This window comes from Halorhabdus sp. CUG00001, from assembly GCF_009797925.1.
Classification (GTDB): Archaea; Halobacteriota; Halobacteria; order Halobacteriales; family Haloarculaceae; genus Halorhabdus.
The window spans coordinates 1,080,985-1,105,874 of sequence record NZ_VOLB01000001.1 but is presented as its reverse complement, the minus strand read 5'-3'; the positions used below and the strand labels follow the sequence as shown (position 1 = coordinate 1,105,874).

Below are 24,890 nucleotides of genomic sequence, written 5' to 3'. Positions count from 1 at the left end.
CTGCCGAGAAGCGGGTATGCGTCTGCTGATCGTCGGAAGTGTCCGCTCTGCGCTCGGGATCGGTGCGTCTCTGGCGGGGCTGTTCGTGACCCATCCCGGTCGTGAGCTCTCGGGGACGAGCGTGATAGGCGGGGTGACGTTGTTGGCGATCGGTCGTGCCACGGGGGGTGCGCCGTGATCGACACGCTCGTCTACGACGGCACTGGGGTCGAGGCCCACGCGGATCTCGACGCCGCGCGGGCGGCAGCAGGCACCACCTGGGTCCACGTCAGCGAGGCGACGACCGCCGAGATCGATACCGTCGCCGAGGCCTTTTCTCTCCACGCGCTGGCGGTCGAGGACGTCCAGAACAACGTTCGTGCGAAGGCAGAGGAGTTCGACACCCATACCTTTGCGCTGGTCAAGACGGCCCGCCTGACTCGTGGGGAGACAACGTTCGAAGAAGAAATCGACGACGAACCGGTCGGTATCTTCATCGGCGACGACTGGCTGGTGACCGTCTCGACCGGCAGTGCCGACGTGATCGGTCGTGTTCAGACATCCGTTCGTCGGGGCGACGAGCGATTGCTCGAACGTGGGCCTGACTTCACTGCCTACCGCGTCTTCGACGCAATTGTCGACGAATACTTCGAGATCCTCGATCACCTCGAAACGCAGATCGAGAGCATCGAGGACGAGGTCGTCGAGTCGCCGGACGTTGGGCTCCTCGAAGACATAAACAGCGTCAGGCGTGAACTCCTCTCCTTTCGGAAAGTCGTCTGGCCGGTCCGGGAAACACTGGCCGTTCTCGCTCGTGGTGACGCACACGGGATCAGAGCGGACTCCGAGAAGTACTATCGAGACGTCTACGACCACCTGATTCAGTTGGTCGATCTCATCGAAACGTATCGCGACCTGATCGTCGGCACACGAGATATCTACCTGAACGCCCTCTCTCAGTCCACCAACGAGGTCATGAAGGTGTTGACGGTCGTGGCTACGATTTTCATTCCGCTCACCTTTGTCGTCGGCGTCTACGGCATGAACTTCTCGGGTGGTCCGTACAACATGCCCGAACTGTCCTGGCGCTTTGGGTACCCGGCCGTTTTGATCGGTATGGCGATCGTCGCAGGTCTGATGGTGGTGTACTTTCGGCGACAGTCCTACCTCTGAGCGGGACTGTGGCTCGCTCGCGGTCAGACGCCGAGGATGAGTGGACCGAGCAACACGCCCATCAGCGAGACGCGTCGGGCACCCAGACGCGCCGGAATCAGTCCGACCACGGTACTCACGATGAAGACGGCGACCCCGACCGGGCCGGCAAACAGCGCACAGAGCACGACCAACGCGCCGAGGACGGCAATCGAGAGCCGGGCGTGGTCGAGTCTCCGGACGGTCCGGAGATACCAGTCCCCCACGACGACCACGAGCACGAACCCGATCGCTGCCGCGATCAACACGGCAGCCAGCAGGAGCGGCCACGAGAGGGGGGCACCGGATCGATCGAGCGCGACCAAGACACCAGTCCGGGGATTGCCAAACGCGATCAACGCACACAGGGCAAACAGCGTATTCGACGTGTTCACGCCGCTGGTCGTGACGACGAACCCACGAGTGCCCTGGTTCGTTGGTGTACTCACCAGAGCGAGCGTGGCTGCGACGGCACTGGAGACGCCAGGCAGGTAACCCACGATCGCGCCCGAGACCGTCCCGAGGAAGGCGAGCCCGCCTATCGAGCGCTGTGTCGTCCGGACTGTCGGGTCGTCCTGGGGTGGGATCCCCGCCCCGCGCATGGCGTCGAGCAATACCGGCGCACCGAACAGCCCGGCAAACAGCGGCGCGAGCATACTCCCGATCGGCAGTATCCCCTCGGCGGGGACGTCCAGAGTCAGAACGCCCAGGACGGCACTTGCGGTGAACGAGAGTAGCGCGGCCCGCCTGGCGTGGGCTGTCGGCTCCGTAGCGATCACCCCCGCGGCGATCGCCGTCAGGACGACCGGCAGATGGGCCGCGAGTGTGGGATAGATCCGAAGCATTGCGAGGGTCACCGGGACAGCGAGTGGCAGTGCAAAGACGACGGCCAGGCCACTGCCCAGTGCCGACAGCCGGAGCGCTTCACGCCCGCGGCCGGCCAGTACCAGCCGGTGGCTCGGGAGTGCGCTGGCGGCCATCGCTGGATCGGGGACGCCAAGGGCCAGCGCGGGGACGAAATCGAGGAAGGTGTGGACGACGCCAGCGGCGAGCATCGCCGCTCCGACCAGGCGTGGCGGGGCGGGGACGCTGGGTGCGACCGCGGCGAGCAGCAAGGCGAAGTTGTTCGCGTGCAGCCCCGGCGTCAGCCCGCTGATCGTCCCCAGACAGATTCCACCGGCGATAGCTGCGACGGCGACTGCGGTTGCCTCTGGGGCGAACGCGACTCTGACGCCGAGGTCGAGCACGGGACCCGTTGGTCGCCCACTCACGGATAAAGACGCGGGAGCACCTGGCCGACATGATGGAAAGTTACATTAACATCACGGTAAACAAATGTAACATATGAACCGCAATATGTGGGTATCGATCGGTTTGTTCGCCGTCGGGATACTGGCGTTTGGGGCCGGGTACGCGCTGGTACTGGAATCGAGCCTCAGCTATCTGCCGGGAGTCGGCTTGACGCTCGTGGGTGGTGCTTTCATCGGCCTGGCGGGAGCGGCTGCCTTCCGCTTGCGGACGGGCACGGTCTCGCGACGACGGACGCTAGCGCTCGTGGCGACGTTTCTGGGCGTTGGCGTGGGATCAGTCGCGATCACGCCAGTTCTCGGCTCGGGCGACCTCGCTCGAAAAGCATTTCTGGTGTTTTTCATTCCAGCGGTCGTCTACTGGGTCCACAAGCGTGAGCGAGAGACGACTGTCACCCAGACCGACGAGCGGATACAACTACTCGCGTACAAGGCCGCGTTCTGGGTGCTGATGGGAGTCGTGTTGTTGGGCGGAGTGTTACTGTGGGCACGAGACGTCGGGCTGTACACGTTCTCGGGAGAGACGATACTGGCGGGGATCACCGGTATCGGTCTGTTCGGGTGGTACGGCGCGTTTCGCTACCTGCAGACACACAATTGACGGGTTGGACGCATGGATAACGACATCGAAGTTCGACGGGTCAAGCACGATCTGACCCAGGAGGACCTCGCCAAAGCCCTCGACGTGACACGCCAGACCATCGGTGCGATCGAACAGGGTCGCTACGACCCCCGTCTCGAACTGGCTTTCGACCTCGCAGACTTTTTCGACACGACGGTTGATGACCTGTTTTGGCGCGAAGACGCGCCCGAGACAGCGTGACTGCCGGCCGCGCGACCACTGGTCGGTGCCGGCCGAAAGCGACTCGTTAAGTGAATCCACGGACAACTTAGGCCCAATGACGGAAACCGATCTCGAAGACCTGCGTCGCGGCACCGATCTGGTCAAGCGTGGCTTCGCGAAGATGCAGAAAGGCGGCGTCATCATGGACGTCGTCAACCCCGAACAGGCCCGCATCGCCGAGGACGCGGGCGCGGTCGCCGTGATGGCCCTAGAAGCGGTCCCGGCGGACATCCGCAAGCGCGGGGGCGTCGCACGGATGGCAGACCCCGCAGACGTCGAGGAGATCATCGAGGAAGTCTCGATTCCGGTGATGGGAAAATCCCGTATCGGCCACACGAAAGAGGCCGAGATCCTCGAAGCGATCGGTGTCGACATGATCGACGAGAGCGAAGTCCTCACACCAGCCGACGACGCCTACCACATCGAAAAGCGGGAGTTCACCAGCCCGTTCGTCTGTGGCGCGCGCAACCTCGGCGAGGCCCTCCGGCGTATCGACGAGGGCGCGGCGATGATCCGGACGAAAGGTGAGGCCGGCACTGGCGACGTCAATCAGGCCGTCCACCACCAGCGGACGATCAAGGCTGCGATCCGGCAGTTGGACGGCATGAGCCACGAGGAACGCGAGGCCTGGGCGCGCGAACACGAAGCACCGGCCGAGCTGGTCCACGAAACGGCTGAGATGGGGCGGCTCCCAGTCGTGAACTTCGCCGCAGGGGGGATCGCCACGCCCGCCGACGCGGCACTGATGATGCACCACGAGTGTGACGGTATCTTCGTTGGCTCGGGGATCTTCGGTGCCGAGGACCCACAGGCCATGGGCGAGGCGATCGTCGAGGCGGTCAACAACTGGGACGATCCCGAGACACTGGCCGATATCGCCTCGAACATCGGCTCGGGGATGAAAGGTGACGCCAACGCGGACCTGCCCGAAGAAGAGCAGTTGCAAGGTCGCGGCGTCTGAACGTCGATCGCCGTAATTTATTCGCTGATCGGTTTCGTCACAGTCACTTTTGGCCAGTCAGCACTCGTTACTGAGGCGGGTTTCGTGGCGCTTGCTGGTTCGTGGCCGGCGCACGGTCGCGCGATTCGAGCCACCAGGCCAGCGCGCCGCCGGCACCGCCGACGATGACGGGATAGACGATCGTTCCCACGAGCATGAGGTTGACGTACTCGCCGATACTGGCGACTGCCTCCTGGCTGAACGAGCGGGCAAAGAGGACAAACACGCGGCCGAGCTCCAGGTCTTCGATCACGAAGCTACTGGTTGTGACGACCGTCAGACTGGTGAACAGCCCGAACAGCGTCAGGTACGCGACCGCTGGCGTCGTCCCCTTCGCGAAGGCGTCGGTCAGCGAGCGAACGTAGTTGCTCCGCCGGACGCGAACGAATCCGACGAACCCGATAATCAGGGCTGTCACCAGGTAGGGGATCGCTGCCGTGCCGACGCCTTCGTTGACTGAGAAGCCGTGAACCTGTGCAAAGACGACGAACGAAGCCAGCAGCCGATCGAGCGTCCCGACTTCGACCAACTCGGGGACGTCCATGTAGATGTAGCTCGTCGCGAACAGGCCGATCAGGACGCCAACGAAAGCGAGCGTACCGTATGACGTGCCGGCTTTGCGCTCACTCGGCTCGAAGTACCACGAGACGAACCCGCCGAGCCCACCGAACACGAGTGGATACACGAGCCCAGCGAGGACGACTGCCGTGACCAGCGAGAAATCCCAGCCGAGGTCTGCTGGGACGAGCACTGCGGCCAGTAGCACGACCGGCAAGTACCCGAGCGTGACCGTCGCCCCCGTGAGAACGCCCGTAGTCAGAGACGCGTTCTCGGGGCGGTTCGAGTCACTGATGAGTTTCGCTGTCTGGTAGAGCAACAGCGGCGCAAGCAGGTACAGGAACCCGAACGTTGCTTCGCCCGCCTGGAACGTCTCGAAGTTCCCGAACAAGCCTGGCACGATGTGTTGGGGCGTCCCAAAGTGTAGGTCGAGTGCCGTTGCCGCTCCACTTCCGAGCGTCGAATCGAAGAACGTCGACAGTCCATCCGGATAGGCCAGGGTAATACCGATCCCGAGCACGAACATGACTGCTCCGACGACGGCCCCGGCGATCCCACCAGACACCAGCGGTAGCGTTGCCCGGAGTCGGTCGAGATCGAAGCCACCGCCGTAGCCGCCGCCCGGACCACCTGCTGGGGCTGGCTGTCCAGGGCGACCGGCCTGGCCGCCCGGCCGTCCCTGGACCGGTTGGGTCGGTGACTGCTGTTGGCCACCTTGCGGTGGCTGTCCGCCCCGTTGTGGCTGCCCACCCTGGGGTTGTCCGCCTCGTGGGGGTTGTCCCCGGCCCTGTTGGGGGCCGCCACCCTGCGGGTGCTGTGTGCCGGGCGGTTGGCCCTGTGTGGGCTCTGTGCCTGCTTCGTGCGGTGGTGGCCCGCTCTGTCCCGGTCGAGCAGGCTGTTGCCGTGGCGCGCCTCCAGATGGCTGGCCCGCTGGATCTCCTGGCTCTCTCTGCCCGGGTGTGCCCGGTGATCGCTGTTTTCCGCCAGCCGGGTCGGACGGCTGCTGGGCCGCTGGTTCGTCGGCAGTCTCGGGCTCCGTGTCTGTCTCGGGCGACGGATGGTGTCCGGCTGGGGGTTGGTCTGGAGGTTCACTTTCCTGGTCGGGTTCGTCCGGAGCTGTTCGCTCGTTCGGTTCGCTCTCGGCCGTGGGCTCGACTGTCAACGTCGCCCCACACGACGGACAAATCCCGGCCGACTCGGGGACTTCGTCCCCACACTCGTGGCAATACATGTTCCTGACATGACCCACCGAATTTATAAAGATGCGTGTTGGGCGAGTGGGTTGCTGGGACGGCAATCGTGTCTGGCCAGCGGTAGCCAGGTTCGCCAGGTAGTGACCGCCAAGCGGTGGCTCTTCTGGTCGAAACCGCGTATTTCGGTCGGTCTGTCTCCTCGTCCAGTCGGTCGTCCACGAGGGCAATCGTCAAGTCTGTTCGTCCCGGGATGTAGCACATGGAATCCGTCGCGTCCGTCGTGACGCAAGCCCGTGACTTTCTCTCTGCGTTGACGAGTACCGAAGCGAAGCTGGCGTGGTCGGCGATCGTTCTGCTCGTTGCGATTCTACTCACGGTAGTCATCGTCCCGCGTGTCATTCGCCGCGTCTGGTCGCTGTTCACTGACCGATTTGTCGGCGGCAGGATTGTGGCGGGTGCGAACGTGCTAGATCAGTACGTCCCGACGACGGCGCCGTCCCTCCTGGTGCGTGGGCTGCAGTCTGTCATCCTCTTTGGCGCTGGTGTAGCACTGCTGGTTGTCTGGGGCGGCATGACGGAAGCTTGGGACCTGCTCGTGCTCCTCAAAGACTCGATCCCGATGCTCACGCAGTTGCTGTTGACGATCGGGCTGGCGATTGGGGCCTACATCGCTATCGACCAGCTAGAGCAGGCCATCGATCGAATCAGCCAACAAGCCGACTGGATGACCGACCACCAACAGGAAATCGTCGTCAGGATGGGCCAACTCACGATCCTCGTGGTCGCTGGCTTGCTCGGACTGACGATCTGGAACATCAACCTCCAGGGACTGCTCGTCGGCGCCGGGTTCCTCGGGATCGTCGTCGGGTTCGCGGCCCGCCAGACGCTGGGCTCGATCATCGCCGGGTTCGTGTTGATGTTCTCTCGCCCGTTTACCATCGGCGATTGGGTCCAGATCGGTGAGGAGGAAGGCGTCGTGACGGATATTACGATCGTCAACACGCGACTCGAAAACTTCGACGGTGAGGTCGTCGTCATCCCCAACGATCGCGTCAGCGATAAGGCAATCGTCAATCGGAGTGAACGTGGCCTTCTTCGGCTACGCGTCGACGTCGGGATCGACTACGAGTCCAATCCCGAACGTGCAAAAGAAGTGGCCCTGGAGACGATCAAAACTATCGACGTGATCGCCGACGCACCCCCGCCCCAAATCGTACCAAAGGCGTTTGGCGATTCGGCGATCGTCATGGAGATGCGGTTCTGGATCGATCATCCCACACCGCCACGGAAGTGGAACGCAGTCGAGAATGTCGTGACGTCGGTCAAATCGGCCTTCGAACGCGAAGATATCAAGATCCCGTTCCCACAGCGTGAACTCACCGGGCGAGCCGAATCCGGTGGATTCACCGTTCGGGACGCGGCGGCCGGATCGCCAGAGAGCAGTAGTCGGTCTACTCACGAGTCAGCCAGCGGTGACGGCCGGACCTGATCGATCGGGGTACGGTCACCTGTATAGCTGGGCTCCATTACCGATCTGGGTCTGATAGGTTCGCGCATCGACCCCAGCGTCGTCGAACCCATCGAGCATCGCGGTCGCGACGGCCCGTTGATCGCGGTCCCGACAGACCGCGAGGACAGCCGGACCGGCACCGCTGATCGTCACGCCAGTTGCACCTGCCGCCAGCGCGTGTTCTCGGACAGCGTCGTACCCATCGATCAATTTCGCCCGGGCCGGCGTGACAACACTGTCTTCCATCCCTCGGCCGATCAAAACCGGGTCGTCACGCGCCATGCCTGCTGTCAGCGTTGCAGCGTTCCCGACCGTCTCGACCAACTGGTCGACGGACGTCTCCGTCGGGACGACACGCCGTGCATCACGCGTCGACACGACGATTTCGGGCAAACAGGCGACCAGGGAGACGTTCGCGTCGATCTGCGTGACACCGTCCGGTGTAGCGATCGTGAAGCCACCGAGGATCGCTGGCGCGACGTTATCGTCGTGGGCGTCTCCCGAGACGACTGCCTCTCCTTTGGCAGCGATCGGGACCAGTTCCTTACGGGTTTTCCCTCGATCGTAGAGTTCGTTGAGTGCGACTGCTGCTGCGGCCGCACTGGCGGCCGAAGACCCGAGTCCGGAGGCCGGGCGAATCCCCTTGTCGATCTCGATGCGTGCGGGCGCGTCCAGTGCGTCGACGACGGCACCGACGGTGTTTTTCTCTGGGTCTTCCGGGATATACTGGCTCCCGGCACCGGTCACGTCGATCGTCGTCTCTGTGGCGCGTTCGACGCGAACGACGTCAGCCGGGGCGGCAAGTGCGATCCCGAAGACGTCAAAGCCGCTCCCGAGGTTCGCGCTCGTGGCTGGCGCCCGCGCCGTCAACATGCCTCGCTGTTGCCGGACTGCTGGGAAAAAGGTAGCGAACTGTCGAGGCTCCCTCGGGTGGCTCAACCTGTCGGTTGGCTAATCGAACGCACAACTGATAAGCCTCCATCCCCGCAATCGCCAACCTGGCGCTCAATGGAGTTAGACCTCGCACGTCTCGTCTTCGTGGCCGGGAATCTCGCTGCCGGGGTCGTGACCGGCTGGCTCGCCGTCTACGCCTGGCGTCACCGTGACGTCCCCGAAGCCATCCCGTTCGGTGGACTCGCGACTGTCGTCTGCGTCTGGGCAGTTGCCGATACCGTCGCGTTGCTCACCACGAACCCGACGGTCGCCACTGTGTCGACTGTCGTCTCGACGATCGCTGATTCACACGTTGCACCCCTTTGGGTGCTGTTTGCCCTGGCGTATACCGGGTACGACCAGTGGGATCGGCCACGGATCCTCGCTGCACTCCTGGTCGCACCGCTTGTCTATTCGATCGTCTTGGTTACCGCTCCCCTCCACTCGCTGGCTGACGTCACCGTGACGTTTCAGACGGTGAACGGCATCGTGGCCCCCGTCAGGCCGCGGGGAGCGCCGTTCTGGTTGTTTACCACCGTTGCCTACTTGCTGCTCGTCTTTGGGTACTACCGCCTCGTCGAATTCTCTGTCCGCTCGCGACGCGTATATCGTCGGCAGACGGCGACGATCGTCGGGGCGAGTCTCTTCCCACTGATCGCCAACGGTGTGGACGTACTCGGATTTTCGCCCCATCCTGGCGTGGATATGACGCCGCTGGCGTTCGCGTTGGCCGGTGCTTTCGTCGGGTGGGCGCTGTTCGAGTACGACTTCCTGACCGTGGCACCGCTGGCCAGTGACGCTCTCGTCGAAGAGCTACCGGATCCGGTGCTCGTCCTCGATACCGACGATCGGATCGTCGATCACAACCAGGCGGCTGTCGCCGCGTTCGGTGTCGAGGCGCTTTGCGGGCGAGCGCTGGCGGATGTCGCCCCGGAATTGCGCGATCGACTCGGCACGGATCGGCTCGTCTCGGATCTCGGGGCTGCAGGCAGCGACAGTTCCTACGCTGTCTTTCGACCACAGACGCGGACCATCACTGACCGGGCCGGCCGCGTTCGTGGACGACTGCTCTTGCTTCGGGACGTAACCGTCCAGCAACGGCGACTCGATCGGGTCGAGGCCTTGCAGGCGACGACCGAGCAGTTCATCCAGGCCCGCATCGACGATCAGGTCGCCGAAATCGCGGTCTCGTTCGTCGAGGGCGTCCTCGACCAGGAGATCGCGGCGGTATTGCTGGCCGAGGACGATCGCCTGCGCCCGGCAGCGCTGTCGACGGAAATGGCGTCGATTATCGACGGGCGTCCGCCGGACGTAACGCCCGAAGACGGGGCGTTGTGGGACGCATACGAGCATGCACAGCCGGGAGTGATCGAAACCGACGGGGCAACCTGGTCTCCGATCAGCGACTGTGTTGACGGCTCGGGGCTATTGCTCGTCATTCCGCTTGATGAGGCCGGCCTCCTGCTCGTCGGCTCGGGGTCAGCCGAGGAATACTCCGCCGAGGATCGACAGTTTGCAAACATCCTGGCGGGCGCGACAGCGACGGCGATCGAACGGGTCTCTCGGGAGGAAGAACTGCGGGAGAATCGACGGATCGTCCGCCAGCGAACCGAGCAACTCGACTTTCTCAACGGTGTCCTCCGACACAACATCCGCAACGGTATGCAAGTCATCGACAGCAACGCCGATCTGTTGGCGCGATTCGTCGACACCGACAGTGACGGCCAGCGCCATCTCACGCGGATCCAAGAGCGGTCGAGCGAACTAGCGACCCTAACTGAAACGATCCGGTCGATCACGGATACACTGACCGACGAGACTGACGAGCGGCTCTGGCCAGTCCCGCTCGAAGGCACGCTCACGACAGGCCTCGGAGACGTGTCCGACCAGCACGACGTTTCCATCGAGACCGACATCGCGGACGAAACGACGGTCCTGGCAAACGACCTCCTGGCGGACGTCTTCGAAAGCGTCGTCCGCAATGCTATCGAGCACAACGACCGTGAGACGACTCGTATCGAGATCACGGTTCAGGACGTCGGCGAGTGGGTCCAGGTCCATATCGCTGATAACGGCCCCGGGGTCTCAGACCACCTCAAGGAATCGCTGTTCGAGCGCAACGTCGGTATCAGCGACACGGCCCACGGGTTCGGACTGTACTTCGTCGCCATCATGATGGATCTATACGGCGGGGACGTCTGGTTCGAAGACAACGATCCGCGGGGTGCGATCGCCGTCCTCGAATTTCAGCGAGGCGACACAGAGCAGGCGTTCTCAGCAGCCGAGTAGCGTGGGCAAGTGGCTTCGTCCCATTCCGGGACAAGCCAACAGGGAAAGGCCTATTCACCAACCAGCACAAGCCGAGCCATGATCGGCGTCGTCGGGGGCGGAATCGCTGGACTGGCGGCCGCCCACCGCCTCCAGGAGCAGGGTCGAGCCGTTCGTGTCTTCGAGGCGAACACGGACCTCGGTGGTCTCGCAGCGACCTACGAGACCGCCGGCGATCCAATCGAGCAGTTCTACCACCATCTCTCGAAATCCGAAGAGACGATCGTCGAGTGGATCGACGAACTGGGCCTGGACTCGGCTCTGGAGTGGCGCTACGGCAGCGACGCCTACTACGTCGACGGTGTTGTCCATCCGATGGACAAGCCCTGGGAGATTCTGGCCTATCCACACCTCTCGATCTACGACAAGTTCCGGCTGGGCATGCTCGTCCTCGATGTCGACGTTCGCGGCGGGATCCCCTCTTTTGACACCTACGAGCGCTTGGAGGACTTCGAGGACGTTCCGGTCAAGGAGTTTATCCTCGATCACACCTCCCGTGGCTGTTTCGAGCGCTTCTTCAAACCGCTCTTGGAGGCCAAATTCGGTGACCGGTGGACGGACGTCAGTGCGGCCTGGTTGCTCGGTCGTGTGAAGTTCCGTGGCGAGCGGGACATCCTCAAGGGAGAACTGCTTGGCTACCTCGACGGTGGGTTCGGCCGGGTGATCGACGCGCTGATCGAATCCGTCGGTCGTGAGAACATCGTCACGGGCGCTCGCGTAACTGACGTGGGGATCGACGACGGGAGGGTCGACTCGCTGACGGTCGAAACTGGCCAGACCCAGACCCACGACGTCGATAGCGTCGTCGTCGCGACGATGCCGGACGTCCTCGAGCAACTGACTGGCTACGAGTGTGCGATCGATTTCCAGGGGACGGTCTGTTCGGTCATCAGCATGGAGGCGTCGCTGACGGATACCTACTGGCTCAACATCGCCGACGAGGCACCGTTCGGCGCACTGATCGAACACACCAATTACGTCCCGCCCGAGCGATACGGGGGGGAACACCTCTTGTACGCCGTCAAGTACGTCCAGGATCTGGAGGACGACCTCTGGCAGCAGGACGACGAGGGCGTCGAGGAAACCTGGCTCTCCGGGATCGAGGACCTGTTCCCGGAGTTCGACCGCGAGACGGTCAATTGGATCGAAACGGCACGGAATCCGAAGACGGCACCCGTCTACGAGCGCGGCTATCTCGATATGGTGGTGCCCTACGATCTGGGTGAAGACGTGGCCGCGGGCGTCTACTACGCCGGGATGGCTTCCCAGGCCCAGTATCCGGAACGCTCGCTCAACGGCGCGATCGTCGCGGGCGAGCGGTGTGCTGACCTAATCCAGGAATCACAGTAGTTCCCTTTGCGTTGAGTTGTGAGTCGACTACTCGCCACCGCAATCTTCTGGATTCGCCGACTGGTTACTTGATCATAGCCTGTCATAGAATAATACACAGCTATCGTAGAGATGCTCACTGTATGTGCGTATTGCTCATTGAAGCTTTGATCAAGCACCGGAATGTTCAACAAGTCGTGTGTTATTCTATACTGACATGGCTTCCCCAGAATCCGCGACTGAACAATTAGCGTCATCACTTCACCGCGGGCTCTTAGGGCTGTTTCTCGGAATAGTTGGTTTAATTGCTCTCCAATTAGCAGGGAGACTTCTGGTAGGGGAGTACCTGATCGGTATTATCGGTGTGATCGTTACACTTGGGACAGGCTACTGGATACTCTCGCTCTTTATCGAAGGCCTGCAGGAAAGATAAGCCGGTAGTCTGTTCAACTGTACTGAGCGACTCACGAACTCCGTGGGAATCTTTCTATGACACGCTCTGATCATTGTTCACGACTATAGACGACAACCAATACAATCAAAACGAGATAGAGACCGAGCGCGTTGCGAACGGCGATCCATCCTGGCGACTGAGCTGTGATTCCGAGCCACATCTCCGCGATTCCGTACCCGAGAAGCGTCACGACGGCAGTCAACCAACCGGTTGGTTTGGTGTTCGGACGCCAGCGTGAGAGTGCCAGCGCTGCCCCGGCTGCGACAAGGTTGATTGTACCGATTGTCTGTGTCATCGACAAACCAGGTGCGTGACCAAACGCGATGGCTACCGGGAACAGCACCATGTTGATCGAGACGTATGCAAACACAATGCGTTTCCCACGTTGCCAGCTTTCTTTGAACGATGTGACCGGTTGGGGGTTCGATCGGTCCGCTGGCTGGCTGTTGGATGACACGCTAGAAATGATAACATAATGGAACAAAAAAGGTTTCGCCTTGCAAATATGCCCAATGATATCGTCTTCACTCCCGGATATTGTCGTTTTCACAGCGGCAACACAGCGCCGGAGGCTCGTTATCGACTACATCGAGGTTCTGGTTGCCGCTGCTATCGTTTTCGTCGTCTCTCTTATGGCCGGCAAAGCGCTTGCAGGCATCTTCTGAGAGACGAATGGTTTTTGGACATGTGCATACGTTGTATGCAGACTCACAAGGGTTTTCTCCGATCGAGATTGCCACCGATCTCTCGCTGACACAAACGCTTTTCCACGCTGTCACCGTCCACGAACCCATGCCAGGGATCGTGTTCTTCGGCTCCGAGCAGTACGAATCGATCGCGTCGTTTTACGTCGAGGCCGTCGACGCGACCGTCTGGCTCGAACAGTCTGCGTGCACGATTCTCCGGTACGATTCCTTTCTGTTCGGGTTTTGCGACCGCGAGACGGCCGAGACCGATGGCGTGTTGACCTTCGTCACCGAGACGCGGGACGGCGTCGACACTTACTACGAGCGACTCGCCGACCGGGCTCGTGGCCCACCGACGGTAAACGAGGAGTACGACATTTACCAGTTCTTCGCCGAGGACCCCGAGGGACGGACTATGGAGTTCCAGACGTTCCGCCACGATACGGACCCGGTATAGCTGGGGTCACCCGACCGGCCACTCAGGATTCGATCTCGCTGTCGACGGAAGTCGGGTCGACGCCTGGGGCTTTTTCGACGTCGACTTCCTCGGGTTCTTCCCCGCCACCGATCACGACCTCGCCGTCGTCGGTCTCGACGTACACGTCGTCGGCAAAGCCACCGATCGCGTGTGGGTGGTCGGGATCGTCGAGTTTTTCCGGCGTCGAGGGGGCGTCGGGTAATCCGCCCGCGGGCGCAAAGTCGCCGAGGGGATCGTCGATCGAGATGCCGTGGGCGTCGAAGAAGTCGGCGTAGCGGTCGTAGTGGGCTTCGATCTCGTCGACGGGGAACTCCATCATTTCGGTCCAGCCGTGGTTGTAGAAGTCGAAGTTGGCCTGGGCGTGGGTAATTTCGCGGGCCTCGGCCTCCGGATACCCCTCTCTCAGCGCGACGACGTAGGTGTCCATCGTCGCGTCGAACAGCGCTTCGAGGCGCTCGCGACGTTCTTCGCGGCGGTCCTCGTCGGCCCAGTCTAAGAAGAAATCGGTATGAATATCGACGAGACGGTCGGCCACCATGTCGCCGACGACTGGTGCCGTCAGGCTTTGCTTTGCCGCCCAGTGTTTGACACTTTGCTTGATCTTCATGTGCCTGACTCTTGGCTGGCCAGGTACATCAACGTCCGGGAGTCGGTAGCTCGCCGCCCGTCGACTGCCGAGCACGCCAGGCCCTCTGTGGGTGATCGCCCGCATTGTCGGTCCGTGGCAGATCCGGGCAGACGATCGGGAACCAGCTACTACTGCCGATTGCAGCGATAGCAATCCACATTAGGCCCCGGTTCCAATACCGCGAGCATGACCACGGCCCACGTAATCCTCGGCGATGGCATCGCGGGTAGTTCTGCCGCGGAGACGATCCGCGAGGCTGCTCCCGACGCCGACGTGACTGTCATTACCGAGGAAGGCGAACCCCTCTACAATCGGATCCTCATCAAGGAGTTCGCCAAGGGGAAACTCCCGGAGGCCCCCATCGCGATCCACGAGGAAGAGTGGTACGACGAACGCGACATCGACCTCCGACTCAACACGCGCGTCACGAGCGTCGACACCGATAGCCAGACCGTCGAGACCGACGACGGGGAGACAATCGCCTACGACAAACTCCTCGTGGCGACCGGTGGCACGCCGATCGGACTGCCCGTCGAAAATAGCGACGCCGACGGGATCCATCACTTTTGGACCTTCGAGGACGCGCGTCGCATCCGCCAGCACGCAAGCGAGGCCGAAACTGGCGTCGTCGTCGGGGCCGGACTGCTCGGGATCGACCTCGCGGCGATCTGTGGCGCTCAGGGCGTCGACGCCGAGTATCTCATGCGGGGCAACCGCTGGTGGCGGTACGCGCTCACGCTCGACGGTGCCGAGATGATCCACGAGGCCCTTCGAGACTTAGGCGTGACGCCGGTCTTCGAGAGCGGCATCGAACGCTTCGAAGTCGACGACGACGGACACGTCTCCGGGGCAATCGACTCCAACGGCGAGTTCCACGACGCGGAGTTTGCGGCCGTTGCCGTCGGACTCGATTACAACACCGAGTTTCTCCAGGAGACGCCCGTCGAACTGGACGACGGGATCGTCGTCGACGAGCACATGCGAACGAACGTCGAGAACGTCTATGCAGCCGGCGATCTCACACGGTACTTCGACGTCATTCTCGACGAGCGCGCGCAGAATGGCTCCTGGGGCAGCGCTAAAGAGCAGGGTGCCGTCGCCGGCCAGAACATGGTCGCCGACGAGCCTGCAGCGACGTTCCGGTACGTGCCGACGTACTCGATCACGCACTTTGAGTTCCCCTTTCTCTCCTTTGGGCACCCGACGCTTGGCGACCAGTCCGCCCAGCGCACGTACAGCGACGAGGAGTGGCGCCGACTCACGTTCAAAGACGGGCGGCTGATCGGTGGCGTCCTGGTCGGCGATCTCTCTCAACAGAGTGCATTCAAACGCATCATCCGTCAGGAACGGCCCGTCGGCGACCAGACGGACCTGCTTCTCGAACCCGAGGTCGATCTGGACGCTCTGGCTGCTCCTGCGGTCGAACAGTAGGTCGTCGATTGACCCCTCCAGTCGGGCGTATCGACACCGTTTTGCACACCAGTCCGCTGGTTGGGGTATGCACGGCGATTCGGGCGGCGAGATGACTCTCGCCTTCGATCTGGACGCGTTGCAGCGATTCGCCCACCCCGACGCTGTTTTCAACGACGCTCGGACGTGGAGCGAGTACGTCGGCATCGTCTCCGAGGAGCCAACCTACGTCGTCACGAATTTCGCCCGTAAACATCGGGTCCGTCAGGACTTTTTCTCCGGGCCGCGCGGGCGCAAAGACAGTCTCGAGTCGGTCAAAGGCCAGTTCGAAACCCCGCGGTACGTCTACGTCGGGACCGACGAGGACGCAAAGGCACTGGCCAACGAGCAGGGGTGGGAGTATCTCGACGTCGAAGACGCCGCCGAGGCTGCCGAGTGGGAGCTTGGCGAGCCGGAATCGCCGGCCCAGGCCGAGCAAGACGAGACGCGCGAGGACTGGCCCTGAACCACCGGTCTCGGGTGGCCTTGCACCCTTCGAGCCGTTTAACCCCGCTGGCGAGCAACATCCGCCGATGACATCGCCTCGCGTTCCCGGTGCGGGTGACCGTCTCGAACTCCCTTGTGGCGAGTCCGTCGGCCTGTCGACACTCGACATGGGCATGCGGGAGTTCGACTGTGACTGTGGTGACACCCACGCCGTGGTCATGGATGTCCACCCGCCCGGTCGCTTCCTCCCGGAGTTTCTCGTCGACGTGCTCAGAGAGACCGTCGAGACGACAGACGAAGCCGACCAGCTGGGCACCGTCCACCTCATGGGCATCGTCTTAGAGGAGTTTCCCGACGCCGTCCTCGCCAAAGACGTCGAAGACGACGGTGACATTGGCTGCGGACTGGTGTGGGTCACTGACTTTGACTCCCGGCGACTCCACGAAATCGTCGTCGAGCTCGTCGTCGAACTGATGGAACACGCCGTCAGCCACGCCGACGACGAGGCCGCGATCGACGCCTTCGAAACCGAAATGGCCGAGTTCGACGTGGGCGAATTCGTCGAGACCTACCGCCACCAGCGGGACTTCGAAGGCGAGTACGACTCGGCAGCGTGACTGGGTGTGTGACAGTATCACGATCCGTCTCGTTTGTGTGACACCTAATTCCGTCCGCGTCCGGCGTTCCGGGTTGAACGGTCGTCAGACGCCAGTCTGACGGTGTTTAATGGGGTATGAGGCTGTATGTCGTACCATGCTACATCACGGCGACTTCGAGACGATTCGAGCCGTGATCCGCGAGGCCGATCGCGACGGTCCCCTCACCGCCCGGGAGATACTCGACTTGCTCGAAGACCACGGCGAATCCTTCGACAGTGCCCATCAGGTGGCGACTGTTCTGGGTCGACACGCCGAGACGGGCGAGATCGAAGTCATTCGGGACCAGCCGTACCGTTATCGCTTCGACGAGCGGGGTCGGTGAGGCGGACCGCTGGCGGTGTCCGCTCGATCGCCGACCGGAACACGTTTTTAGCCCTCATTCGTGGCCGAAGCCGTGCAGCGTCTCCGTGATCGTCCCTGGCTGGGAGATCCGCATCGAGCACTCGCCCTCGTCGTCGTGGTCGCGCTCACCGTCAGGCTGGCTGGACTCGGCGTTCGCGTCGCCCACTGGGACGAGGGACGGGTCGGGTACTGGATTCTCCGGACTGCCGCGAGCGGGCACTGGGAGTATCGCCCGATCATCCACGGGCCGTTCGTCCAGCACGTCACGCGGTGGGTGATCGCGGTCGCTGGCGCGTCGGATTTCGTCATGCGGCTCCCGGTCGCCATCCTTGGGAGCCTCTTCCCGCTGTCGGCACTGCTCTTTCGAACGCGTCTGCAGGATACTGAAACAATCGCGCTCGGTGTCGTGTTGGCTCTCAACCCCCTCCTGCTGTATTACTCGCGGTTCATGCGGAGCGATCTACCCCTGGCTGTCTTCGCGTTCGTTACCTTCGGCGCGCTCGTGGCCGCGATCGATACTGATCGACGGCGCTACCTGCACTTGGCGGCCATCGCCTTCGCGCTGGCGTTGACCACCAAGGAGAACGCGATTCTCTATCCCGTCTCCTGGCTGGGTGCGATCGTGATGGTCGGTGTCGGCGCTGCTGTGGCCGCTCGTCGCCACGGCCGTGATCCGATCGATCCCGTTCGGTCGGGGCTCGCTGCCGCGATGGGACGCGTGCGATCGTGGGGGCGGACGCTACTCCTCATCCCGCTTGAGATGCTCCCCGTTCTCGTGTTTTTCTATGCGCCACGGTCGCCGGACCCCGACGCTGGATTGTGGAGCGCCCTCGCCGACCCGTCGCTTCTCCCGCGGGTTGTGTGGGACGCGACCGTCGGCTCGGCGGGTGCCTTCGCCGACCTCTGGCTCGTGCCGGATATGCACGCCCATCCGTACGCTCCTTATCTGGCGCACTTCGGGGCCGTCCTCGCCCTCGCCGCCGCGGCGACGGTCGTTTTCGCGGTGGTTGCGATTCGCTGGCACCCGCGCCCGCTCGTGGCTTTCTGTGGCTGGTGGGCGCTGTCGGCGGTCGTCGGCTACCCCTATGTCGCTGACATCAAGGCCCCGTGGCTCGCCGTCCACGTCGTCGTCGCGCTGGCGATCCCGGCGGCGATCGGACTCGTTGCCGTCTTCGATCGGCTCCCAACGGTGGGTCTCGACGGCCACACTGTCGCGACTGTTGGGCTCGCAGCGCTGTTGGTCAGCTCGGGGGCGTTCGTCGTCGGCTCCAGTGCCCTCATCACCTACCAGCAACCGCCACACGGACTCAATGTCGTCGCACAAGGTGGCCAGCCGGGCGGCGACCTCCGGCCGATCGTCGAGGATCTCCAGACGGCCGCGGCCACCAACGAGGGGGCCGACGTGCTATACTACGGTGATATCGCCGTCGCCAACGAGTCTCATAACGACCAGCCGCCGGCCGCGAGCAACTGGTACGATCGCCTCCCGCTGCCGTGGTACACCGAGGCGACCGGTGCGACCGTGACCAGCGCGGCCGATATCGATTCGCTGCCGGCCGATCCACCGCCGGTCGTGATCGCCGATAGTACCCAGCGCGATGTGCTCCACGCCCGGCTTCCGGGGTACAGCGTCCGTGAGGAAGCCGTCTTGCTACGTCCCGGTCCCGTGACGATCGGTGCGTTCGGCTTCGAGTATGAACTCGGCGGCCAGACGTACGTGTTCTTCGTCGACCGGGCTGCACTGGCGACCGACGGGTAAGCACCGAATACGATTTTCGAAATTCACTTGCGAGTATCGTAACCCTTCGCCGGATTTATTACGACGAACGAACTCCAGATGCACAATGACGGACGACGAAGATCCAACGATCTTGCTGATCGGGAGCGGCCCAATACAGATCGGACAGGCAGCCGAGTTCGACTATTCGGGGGCACAGGCCTGTCGCGCACTTCAGGAAGAAGGCGCGCGCGTGGTCCTGGTCAACTCCAATCCGGCGACGATCATGACCGATCCGGAGATGGCCGACGAGGTTTACCTCGAACCGATCAACACGGAGGCCATCGCCGAGATCATCCGCAAAGAGGACCCTGACGGCGTTATTGCCGGGCTCGGGGGCCAGACTGGCCTGAACGTCACCGCGGAACTCGCCGAAGAAGGCGTCCTCGAAGCGCACGACGTCGAGGTCATGGGGACGCCCCTGGACACGATTTATGCGACCGAAGACCGCGAGCAGTTCCGAAAGCGCATGGAGTCGATCGGCGAACCGGTCCCAGCCTCGACGACTATCGAGGCCATCGACGAGGTTGAAGACGCCGTTGCGGCGGTCGGCGGTCTGCCAGTCATCATGCGGACGACCTACACACTGGGTGGGGCTGGCTCGGGCGTCATCGACGACATGGACGAGCTCAAGGAGGCCACACGGAAGGGGCTGCGCCTCTCGCGTGACGACCGCGTGATGATCACCGAGTCCATCGACGGCTGGATCGAACTGGAGTACGAGGTGATGCGCGACGCCGATGACTCCTGTATCATCATCTGCAACATGGAGAATCTGGACCCGATGGGCATCCACACCGGGGAGTCGATGGTCGTTACACCGTCCCAGGTCATCCCGGACGAAGGCCACCAGGAAATGCGGGACACGGCACTGAAGGTGATCCGCGAACTGGAGATCCACGGCGGCTGTAACATCCAGTTCGCCTGGCGTGACGACGGCACGCCGGGCGGCGAGTATCGTGTCGTCGAAGTCAACCCGCGCGTCTCACGCTCCTCGGCACTGGCCTCGAAGGCGACCGGCTACCCGATCGCCCGCGTTACTGCAAAGGTCGCGATGGGCAAGCGCCTCCACGAAATCGAAAACGAGATCACCGGCGAGACCACTGCCGCCTTCGAGCCAGCGATCGACTACGTGGTCACGAAGATTCCGCGCTGGCCGATCGACAAGTTCACCGACGTCGACTTCGAGATCGGGCCAGCGATGAAGTCGACCGGCGAGGCGATGTCGATCGGGCGAACCTTCCAGGAGTCACTGCTGAAAGCCCTGCGCTCGACGGAGTACGATCCGGCGGTCAACTGGGCCGAGATCGACGACGAGGAACTCGAATCGGAGTATCTCGTGCGCCCCTCGCCTGATCGTCCCTACGCGATGTTCGAGGCCTTCGAGCGCGGCTACAGCGTCGAGGAGGTGTCGGCACTGACCGAGATCCGCGAGTGGTACGTACAGCGGTACAAACGGATCGCCGACGCCGCCGAGGCCGCCCACGACGGGACTCTCGAACTCGCGGCCCAGGAAGGATTCACGAACCACGAAGTCGCGACGCTGGCTGGCGGCGGGGCCTTCGAGGACACCCACGCCTCCTGGCTGCCTGACCGCTTGCTCGATGCGCGTGGTGTCGTCGACGAGGGCGACGAAGCCACGCCACAGGCCGATGGCGGCACCGGAGCCGTCGCAGTCGACGATGTCGAGGAAGCGGCCCCGCCACGCTCGTTCAAGCAGGTCGACACCTGCGCCGGCGAGTTCGAGGCCACGACGCCGTATTACTACTCGGCTCGTGAACCCATCTCGGGGCTGGAACGCAACGAAGTGCAGGTCGATCCCGACGTCGAGAGCGTCGTCGTCGTCGGTGGCGGTCCCATCCGGATCGGGCAGGGCGTCGAGTTCGACTACTGTTCGGTCCACGCCGTCCGCGCCCTAGAGGAGATGGGCATCGAGGCCCACGTCGTCAACAACAATCCCGAGACGGTCTCGACGGACTACGACACCTCCGACGGATTGTTCTTCGAGCCCATCACTGCCGAGGAAGTCGCCGATGTCGTCGAGGAGACCGGTGCCGACGGCGTGATGGTTCAGTTCGGTGGCCAGACGTCCGTCGACATCGGCCATCCCTTAGAGAAGGAACTCGATCGCCGCGGACTGGACTGTGAGATTCTTGGCACCTCGGTCGATGCGATGGACCTCGCGGAGGACCGTGACCGCTTCAACCGCCTGATGGACGAGCTGGGCATCGCCCAGGCCGAGGGTGGCTCGGCAACCAGCGAAGCACAAGCCCTGGAACTGGCTCGCGACATCGGCTACCCGGTGCTCGTCCGCCCGAGCTACGTGCTTGGCGGCCGTGCGATGGATGTCGTCTACAACGACGAGGACCTGAAAACCTACATCGAGGAGGCCGTTCGGGTCAGCCCGGACAAGCCGATCCTCGTCGACGACTTCCTCGCCGATGCTGTCGAACTCGACGTCGATGCCGTTGCCGACGCTGCCGGCGAGGGCGGAGATGTCCTCATCGGTGGTGTCATGGAACACGTCGAGACGGCTGGGGTCCACTCTGGAGACTCGGCGTGTATGATCCCGCCCCGCAGCGAAGAGATCAAAGCGGTCATGCCGCGCATCCGCGAGGTTGCCGAGGAGATCGCCCGCGAACTCGATGCCGAAGGGCTGCTCAACGTCCAGCTTGCGGTCCGGGACGGGACGGTCTACGTCCTCGAAGCGAACCCGCGTTCCTCGCGGACGGTCCCCTTCATCTCGAAGACGACGGGTGTCCCGATCGCACAGATCGCTGCGAAAGTCATGGCCGGGACCGATCTTGCAGATCTCGACATCGAGGAGAACCAGCCCGAGCAAGTCAGCGTCAAGGAGGTCGTGTTGCCCTTTGACCGTCTGCCGGGATCGGACCCACGCCTCGGTCCGGAGATGAAGTCGACGGGCGAGGTCATGGGCACCGCCGGCTCGTTCGGGAAAGCCTATCAGAAGGCCCAACAGGCGGTTGGCAAGGCAATTCCCCTAGAGGGGACGGCGATCGTCGACCTCCCGATCCTCGGTTTCGAGGAACACTTCGAGACGCTTGACTTTGCGGACTTCGAAGATACGGCGGCCATCGAGCAGGCACTGCGTGACGGCGAGATCGATCTCGTGGTCTCCCGCGACCGGGACGTATTGGAGGTCTGTGTCGAGGAGACGATCACGTACTTCTCGACGCTGGAAAGTGCCGAGGCCGCCCTCGAAGCGATCGAGTCAGCCGACGAACCGCTGAACGTCCAAGATATCGATTCACGGCCCAAAACGGCCCGAAAGTGGGGCGACGAGTGAGATGAGTACCGACCGAACCGAGAAAGCGCTGCGCTCGTTTCTCGGCGACGACGAGCAACTGCGCGAAACCTGGGTCGTCGACGGGATCACTCGCGGTCTCTCGCTTTCAGTCCCGACACTGGGCGGCTCGGAGACGCTGGGGATGACAGATCAGCGATTGCTCTGGCTCGACGAGGAACTCGAAACCGTCGCTCTCGAGCAGGTCCGAGATCTCGAATCGACGTCGATGCAGCCGTCCGGGGCTGGACTGCTAGCTGGTCTTGGCGGTCTGGCGCTGGTATTTGGCTTGCTGGTGACACCCATCCTCTGGCTCTTCGTCGACGTGTCGGCCCAGGTGGCGCTGTCTCCGATCGTCATTGGCGCGGTGCTGTTTGCCGCCGGCCTGGCCGGGTCGCGGCTGCGTGACGACAGTGACGATCAGCCGGCCCAACACTACCTCCAGATCAGAACGAGCGAGGCGACCGTCCAGGTGTTCGCTGACGACGCGGACGTCGACGACATTCGTGAGACAATTGCGGCAACCACCGAGGGGACGACTACTGACGGGACGACCGCCGAGGTGGACGCCACCGAGGAACAAGTCAGTGAGGAGACGACCACTGACGAGGAAGTCAGCGAGCAGACCTAGACGAAGCCAACTGTCGCATCGAACGGATCGGCAAACACTTTCCCCCGGCCCTCCGTAGGGCGGGTATGAGCGACGTGGACCTGACGGCAGAGAAGTACGAGAAACACCGGGAAGCCGGGAAGATTCTCGCCGAAGTTCGTGACGAAGCAGCCGAGCGCGTCGAGGTCGGTGTCAGCCACCTCGAAGTCGCCCAGTGGGCCGAAGATCGGATCCGCGAACTCGGCGGGGAACCGGCGTTTCCGGTCAATATCAGCGTCGACGAGGAGGCTGCCCATGCGACGCCAAGCGTTGATGACGAGGCGACGTTCGGTGAAGAACTGATCAACCTCGATATCGGTGTCAGTGTGGACGGTTGGCTGGCCGATACGGCCGTGACGGTCGACCTCGCCGGCCGGGACGAACTCGCCGAGGCCCCCGCAGAGGCCCTCGATGCAGCCCTCGATATCGTCCAAGCGGGCGTCGAAACCGGCGAGATCGGGGCCGTCGTCGAGGAAACGATCGAGGGCTACGGCTTCAACCCAGTGGTCAACCTCACGGGCCACGGTCTCGGCCAGTACGAGCAACACACCACACCGAACATCCCCAACCGGGCGGTCGACCAGAGTGTCTCCCTGGAAGCTGGTGACGTGGTGGCGATCGAACCGTTCGCCACCGACGGCCCTGGAAAGGTTCGGGAAGGCAGCGACGAGGAGATCTTCGCGCTCGAACGCGAAGGCAACGTTCGAGACCGGCGGGCCAGACAGGCCTTAGAACAGATCGCCGAGGAGTTCAAGACTCTCCCCTTTGCGACGCGCTGGCTCGACGTCAAGCGGCCCAAGATGGCGCTCCGACGGCTGAAACAGCAAGACATCATCCACGGCTATCCCGTCCTGAAAGAAGACGACGGCCACTACGTCAGCCAGAAAGAACACACCCTCATCGTCACCGAGGATGGGTGTGACGTGACGACGCGTAGCCGATAACGCGGTGGATACTCGTCGTTTGTCCAAGATACGGCGATCGAACGTTGCCGGTCACGTACCTCGCTCAGTGTGGCCGTCTTGGAACCACGGGACTGTCACGTTTGCCAGCCGCTGGTGGGCGACCGCATAGGCCGTTCCTGACGGTCGATCGCCTGGCTGCCCGGTGTAGCTGCCAAACTGTGTGTGATTGATGCCCGGAATGGTTTCTACAGTTGCGGTGGTGGGTAAATTCGCTATGCTCTGCTCGTAGGTCGTCCAGTCGAGCACCCTGTCCGCTTCGCCCGCGACGCTCAACACACGCAGATCGGTCGCCGCGATCGACTGGTCACAGTAGGAACCGAACAGCACGACCCCCGAGACGCGTTCCGGATTGCGCTTGGCGTATCGACAGGCCATCGCCCCGCCCAGCGAGTGGCCGCCGACGTACCACTGTTCGATGTCCTCGTCCATTATGCCGGTAGCTGCGCCCTGTTCGAGAATCGCCAGGTTCAACGGCAGTTTGACGACAACGACTGTAACGTTCGCTTCCGTGACCAGCGGTGACAGTGACGAGAGGTACGCATCCGGATGGACGCGCGCCCCTGGGTAAAACACCAGTCCAGCTTTTGTGGTTGCGTTTGCGGGTTCAAGAATGTAGTCACCGTCGACGGTGTGGGAGTCGATGGCGTCGTTGTCCTGTATTGCCCTGACGCTCTCGGGACTCCCGTGAAATGGCGTCGTAAAGTACAGTGTGATCCCGACGACTGCGACCATCGCGACGACGACTGCCCAGACGACTAGTCGCTCCCGATTCCGTCTCAGCCACGTCCGAACGCGTCCCATTGTTCGACACTGGTATCGAGACCCTCCTAACAGTATCGCCGACGAGTGTCGGGTGGGCGGTCCCCACATTGGCTCTCGG

General features: G+C 62.8%; 25 protein-coding genes. 19 read left to right on the top strand and 6 right to left on the bottom strand.

Going from position 1 to position 24,890, the window contains the following annotated elements; genetic code table 11:
• Positions 1 to 16 precede the first annotated feature (16 nt).
• Complete coding sequence (locus FR699_RS13120; protein ID WP_195837620.1) at positions 17 to 178, top strand: hypothetical protein; 162 nt, start codon at positions 17 to 19, stop codon at positions 176 to 178.
• The gene (gene corA / locus FR699_RS05485) at positions 175 to 1,152 is read left to right on the top strand and encodes a magnesium/cobalt transporter CorA (RefSeq protein WP_158854603.1); all 978 of its coding nucleotides are present in this window, start codon (positions 175 to 177) and stop codon (positions 1,150 to 1,152) included. Before FR699_RS13120 ends, corA begins: the two co-directional genes overlap by 4 nt.
• Positions 1,153 to 1,175: 23 nt before the next feature.
• Here corA and FR699_RS05480 read toward each other — a convergent pair whose 3' ends face one another.
• A complete protein-coding gene (locus FR699_RS05480; protein WP_154551397.1) occupies positions 1,176 to 2,417 on the bottom strand; it encodes a tripartite tricarboxylate transporter permease in 1,242 nt (413 codons plus the stop codon).
• Positions 2,418 to 2,514: 97 nt separating this feature from the next.
• Between FR699_RS05480 and FR699_RS05475 the strand changes: the two genes are divergently transcribed.
• From FR699_RS05475 to pdxS, 3 genes are all read left to right on the top strand, one after another.
• Positions 2,515 to 3,078: a hypothetical protein gene (locus tag FR699_RS05475; RefSeq protein WP_154551398.1), complete on the top strand. Its 564-nt coding sequence runs from the start codon at positions 2,515 to 2,517 to the stop codon at positions 3,076 to 3,078.
• Positions 3,079 to 3,090: 12 nt separating this feature from the next.
• Complete coding sequence (locus FR699_RS05470; RefSeq protein ID WP_154551399.1) at positions 3,091 to 3,300, top strand: helix-turn-helix transcriptional regulator; 210 nt, start codon at positions 3,091 to 3,093, stop codon at positions 3,298 to 3,300.
• Between the two features lie 76 nt (positions 3,301 to 3,376).
• Positions 3,377 to 4,282, top strand: a complete 906-nt coding sequence (gene pdxS / locus FR699_RS05465; protein WP_154551400.1) for a pyridoxal 5'-phosphate synthase lyase subunit PdxS — start codon at positions 3,377 to 3,379, stop codon at positions 4,280 to 4,282.
• Positions 4,283 to 4,349: 67 nt separating this feature from the next.
• Here the strand turns inward: pdxS and FR699_RS05460 are convergent, their stop codons facing one another.
• Positions 4,350 to 6,110: a hypothetical protein gene (locus FR699_RS05460; protein ID WP_158854600.1), complete on the bottom strand. Its 1,761-nt coding sequence runs from the start codon at positions 6,108 to 6,110 to the stop codon at positions 4,350 to 4,352.
• A gap of 221 nt (positions 6,111 to 6,331) precedes the next feature.
• Between FR699_RS05460 and FR699_RS05455 the strand changes: the two genes are divergently transcribed.
• Positions 6,332 to 7,561 (top strand): mechanosensitive ion channel family protein, encoded by a 1,230-nt coding sequence (locus FR699_RS05455; protein WP_158854598.1) that lies wholly within the window; start codon positions 6,332 to 6,334, stop codon positions 7,559 to 7,561.
• A gap of 15 nt (positions 7,562 to 7,576) precedes the next feature.
• On the opposite strand, the gene FR699_RS05450 is transcribed toward FR699_RS05455, so the two are convergent.
• A complete protein-coding gene (locus tag FR699_RS05450; protein WP_154551403.1) occupies positions 7,577 to 8,455 on the bottom strand; it encodes a homoserine kinase in 879 nt (292 codons plus the stop codon).
• 135 nt (positions 8,456 to 8,590) lie between these two features.
• Between FR699_RS05450 and FR699_RS05445 the strand changes: the two genes are divergently transcribed.
• The 3 genes from FR699_RS05445 to FR699_RS05435 all read left to right on the top strand — a co-directional run bounded on the left by FR699_RS05445 (position 8,591) and on the right by FR699_RS05435 (position 12,605).
• Complete coding sequence (locus tag FR699_RS05445; protein ID WP_158854596.1) at positions 8,591 to 10,804, top strand: histidine kinase N-terminal 7TM domain-containing protein; 2,214 nt, start codon at positions 8,591 to 8,593, stop codon at positions 10,802 to 10,804.
• Between the two features lie 78 nt (positions 10,805 to 10,882).
• A complete protein-coding gene (locus tag FR699_RS05440) occupies positions 10,883 to 12,193 on the top strand; it encodes an NAD(P)/FAD-dependent oxidoreductase (RefSeq protein ID WP_158854594.1) in 1,311 nt (436 codons plus the stop codon).
• Between the two features lie 196 nt (positions 12,194 to 12,389).
• Complete coding sequence (locus FR699_RS05435) at positions 12,390 to 12,605, top strand: hypothetical protein (protein WP_154551406.1); 216 nt, start codon at positions 12,390 to 12,392, stop codon at positions 12,603 to 12,605.
• Positions 12,606 to 12,675: 70 nt separating this feature from the next.
• Here the strand turns inward: FR699_RS05435 and FR699_RS05430 are convergent, their stop codons facing one another.
• Positions 12,676 to 13,083, bottom strand: a complete 408-nt coding sequence (locus tag FR699_RS05430) for a hypothetical protein (protein ID WP_158854592.1) — start codon at positions 13,081 to 13,083, stop codon at positions 12,676 to 12,678.
• Between the two features lie 55 nt (positions 13,084 to 13,138).
• On the opposite strand from FR699_RS05430, the gene FR699_RS05425 reads away from it, so the two are divergent.
• Both FR699_RS05425 and FR699_RS05420 read left to right on the top strand, forming a co-directional pair.
• Positions 13,139 to 13,291, top strand: coding sequence for a hypothetical protein (locus FR699_RS05425; RefSeq protein WP_158854590.1), 153 nt, complete (start codon positions 13,139 to 13,141; stop codon positions 13,289 to 13,291).
• A gap of 127 nt (positions 13,292 to 13,418) precedes the next feature.
• The gene (locus FR699_RS05420; RefSeq protein WP_158854588.1) at positions 13,419 to 13,769 is read left to right on the top strand and encodes a VOC family protein; all 351 of its coding nucleotides are present in this window, start codon (positions 13,419 to 13,421) and stop codon (positions 13,767 to 13,769) included.
• A 22-nt stretch (positions 13,770 to 13,791) separates the two neighbouring features.
• On the opposite strand, the gene FR699_RS05415 is transcribed toward FR699_RS05420, so the two are convergent.
• Positions 13,792 to 14,397, bottom strand: a complete 606-nt coding sequence (locus FR699_RS05415) for a DUF6149 family protein (protein WP_154551409.1) — start codon at positions 14,395 to 14,397, stop codon at positions 13,792 to 13,794.
• A 207-nt stretch (positions 14,398 to 14,604) separates the two neighbouring features.
• Here FR699_RS05415 and FR699_RS05410 point away from each other — a divergent pair, with 207 nt between their 5' ends.
• The 8 genes from FR699_RS05410 (at position 14,605) to map (ending at position 23,989) form a co-directional block, all read left to right on the top strand.
• Complete coding sequence (locus tag FR699_RS05410) at positions 14,605 to 15,849, top strand: NAD(P)/FAD-dependent oxidoreductase (protein WP_158854586.1); 1,245 nt, start codon at positions 14,605 to 14,607, stop codon at positions 15,847 to 15,849.
• Between the two features lie 67 nt (positions 15,850 to 15,916).
• A complete protein-coding gene (locus FR699_RS05405) occupies positions 15,917 to 16,333 on the top strand; it encodes a hypothetical protein (protein WP_154551411.1) in 417 nt (138 codons plus the stop codon).
• Positions 16,334 to 16,400: 67 nt separating this feature from the next.
• Complete coding sequence (locus FR699_RS05400; protein WP_158854584.1) at positions 16,401 to 16,931, top strand: DUF5815 family protein; 531 nt, start codon at positions 16,401 to 16,403, stop codon at positions 16,929 to 16,931.
• Between the two features lie 136 nt (positions 16,932 to 17,067).
• Positions 17,068 to 17,295, top strand: coding sequence for a hypothetical protein (locus tag FR699_RS05395; RefSeq protein WP_370515546.1), 228 nt, complete (start codon positions 17,068 to 17,070; stop codon positions 17,293 to 17,295).
• A 72-nt stretch (positions 17,296 to 17,367) separates the two neighbouring features.
• A complete protein-coding gene (locus FR699_RS05390) occupies positions 17,368 to 19,074 on the top strand; it encodes a flippase activity-associated protein Agl23 (RefSeq protein ID WP_158854580.1) in 1,707 nt (568 codons plus the stop codon).
• Between the two features lie 85 nt (positions 19,075 to 19,159).
• On the top strand, positions 19,160 to 22,399 hold the full coding sequence (gene carB / locus FR699_RS05385; RefSeq protein ID WP_158854578.1) for a carbamoyl-phosphate synthase large subunit: 3,240 nt from the start codon (positions 19,160 to 19,162) through the stop codon (positions 22,397 to 22,399).
• A 1-nt stretch (position 22,400) separates the two neighbouring features.
• Positions 22,401 to 23,027 (top strand): DUF6232 family protein, encoded by a 627-nt coding sequence (locus FR699_RS05380; RefSeq protein WP_158854576.1) that lies wholly within the window; start codon positions 22,401 to 22,403, stop codon positions 23,025 to 23,027.
• Between the two features lie 65 nt (positions 23,028 to 23,092).
• Positions 23,093 to 23,989, top strand: a complete 897-nt coding sequence (gene map / locus FR699_RS05375; RefSeq protein WP_154551417.1) for a type II methionyl aminopeptidase — start codon at positions 23,093 to 23,095, stop codon at positions 23,987 to 23,989.
• A 51-nt stretch (positions 23,990 to 24,040) separates the two neighbouring features.
• Here map and FR699_RS05370 read toward each other — a convergent pair whose 3' ends face one another.
• A complete protein-coding gene (locus FR699_RS05370) occupies positions 24,041 to 24,811 on the bottom strand; it encodes an alpha/beta fold hydrolase (protein ID WP_229770524.1) in 771 nt (256 codons plus the stop codon).
• Positions 24,812 to 24,890 lie beyond the last annotated feature (79 nt).

Excerpts from the sequence above, each read along its gene's own strand:
- FR699_RS05415 (WP_154551409.1), bottom strand. The coding sequence starts at position 14,397 with ATGAAGATCAAGCAAAGTGTCAAACACTGGGCGGCAAAGCAAAGCCTG.
- map (WP_154551417.1), top strand. The coding sequence starts at position 23,093 with ATGAGCGACGTGGACCTGACGGCAGAGAAGTACGAGAAACACCGGGAA.
- carB (WP_158854578.1), top strand. The coding sequence starts at position 19,160 with ATGACGGACGACGAAGATCCAACGATCTTGCTGATCGGGAGCGGCCCA.
- FR699_RS05400 (WP_158854584.1), top strand. The coding sequence starts at position 16,401 with ATGACATCGCCTCGCGTTCCCGGTGCGGGTGACCGTCTCGAACTCCCT.
- FR699_RS05405 (WP_154551411.1), top strand. The coding sequence starts at position 15,917 with ATGCACGGCGATTCGGGCGGCGAGATGACTCTCGCCTTCGATCTGGAC.
- FR699_RS05395 (WP_370515546.1), top strand. The coding sequence starts at position 17,068 with ATGCTACATCACGGCGACTTCGAGACGATTCGAGCCGTGATCCGCGAG.
- FR699_RS05420 (WP_158854588.1), top strand. The coding sequence starts at position 13,419 with ATGCCAGGGATCGTGTTCTTCGGCTCCGAGCAGTACGAATCGATCGCG.
- FR699_RS13120 (WP_195837620.1), top strand. The coding sequence starts at position 17 with ATGCGTCTGCTGATCGTCGGAAGTGTCCGCTCTGCGCTCGGGATCGGT.
- FR699_RS05445 (WP_158854596.1), top strand. The coding sequence starts at position 8,591 with ATGGAGTTAGACCTCGCACGTCTCGTCTTCGTGGCCGGGAATCTCGCT.
- FR699_RS05450 (WP_154551403.1), bottom strand. The coding sequence starts at position 8,455 with ATGTTGACGGCGCGGGCGCCAGCCACGAGCGCGAACCTCGGGAGCGGC.
- FR699_RS05475 (WP_154551398.1), top strand. The coding sequence starts at position 2,515 with ATGAACCGCAATATGTGGGTATCGATCGGTTTGTTCGCCGTCGGGATA.
- FR699_RS05380 (WP_158854576.1), top strand. The coding sequence starts at position 22,401 with ATGAGTACCGACCGAACCGAGAAAGCGCTGCGCTCGTTTCTCGGCGAC.
- FR699_RS05455 (WP_158854598.1), top strand. The coding sequence starts at position 6,332 with ATGGAATCCGTCGCGTCCGTCGTGACGCAAGCCCGTGACTTTCTCTCT.
- FR699_RS05410 (WP_158854586.1), top strand. The coding sequence starts at position 14,605 with ATGACCACGGCCCACGTAATCCTCGGCGATGGCATCGCGGGTAGTTCT.
- FR699_RS05370 (WP_229770524.1), bottom strand. The coding sequence starts at position 24,811 with ATGGGACGCGTTCGGACGTGGCTGAGACGGAATCGGGAGCGACTAGTC.
- FR699_RS05470 (WP_154551399.1), top strand. The coding sequence starts at position 3,091 with ATGGATAACGACATCGAAGTTCGACGGGTCAAGCACGATCTGACCCAG.
- pdxS (WP_154551400.1), top strand. The coding sequence starts at position 3,377 with ATGACGGAAACCGATCTCGAAGACCTGCGTCGCGGCACCGATCTGGTC.
- FR699_RS05460 (WP_158854600.1), bottom strand. The coding sequence starts at position 6,110 with ATGTATTGCCACGAGTGTGGGGACGAAGTCCCCGAGTCGGCCGGGATT.
- FR699_RS05440 (WP_158854594.1), top strand. The coding sequence starts at position 10,883 with ATGATCGGCGTCGTCGGGGGCGGAATCGCTGGACTGGCGGCCGCCCAC.
- FR699_RS05435 (WP_154551406.1), top strand. The coding sequence starts at position 12,390 with ATGGCTTCCCCAGAATCCGCGACTGAACAATTAGCGTCATCACTTCAC.
- FR699_RS05425 (WP_158854590.1), top strand. The coding sequence starts at position 13,139 with ATGATATCGTCTTCACTCCCGGATATTGTCGTTTTCACAGCGGCAACA.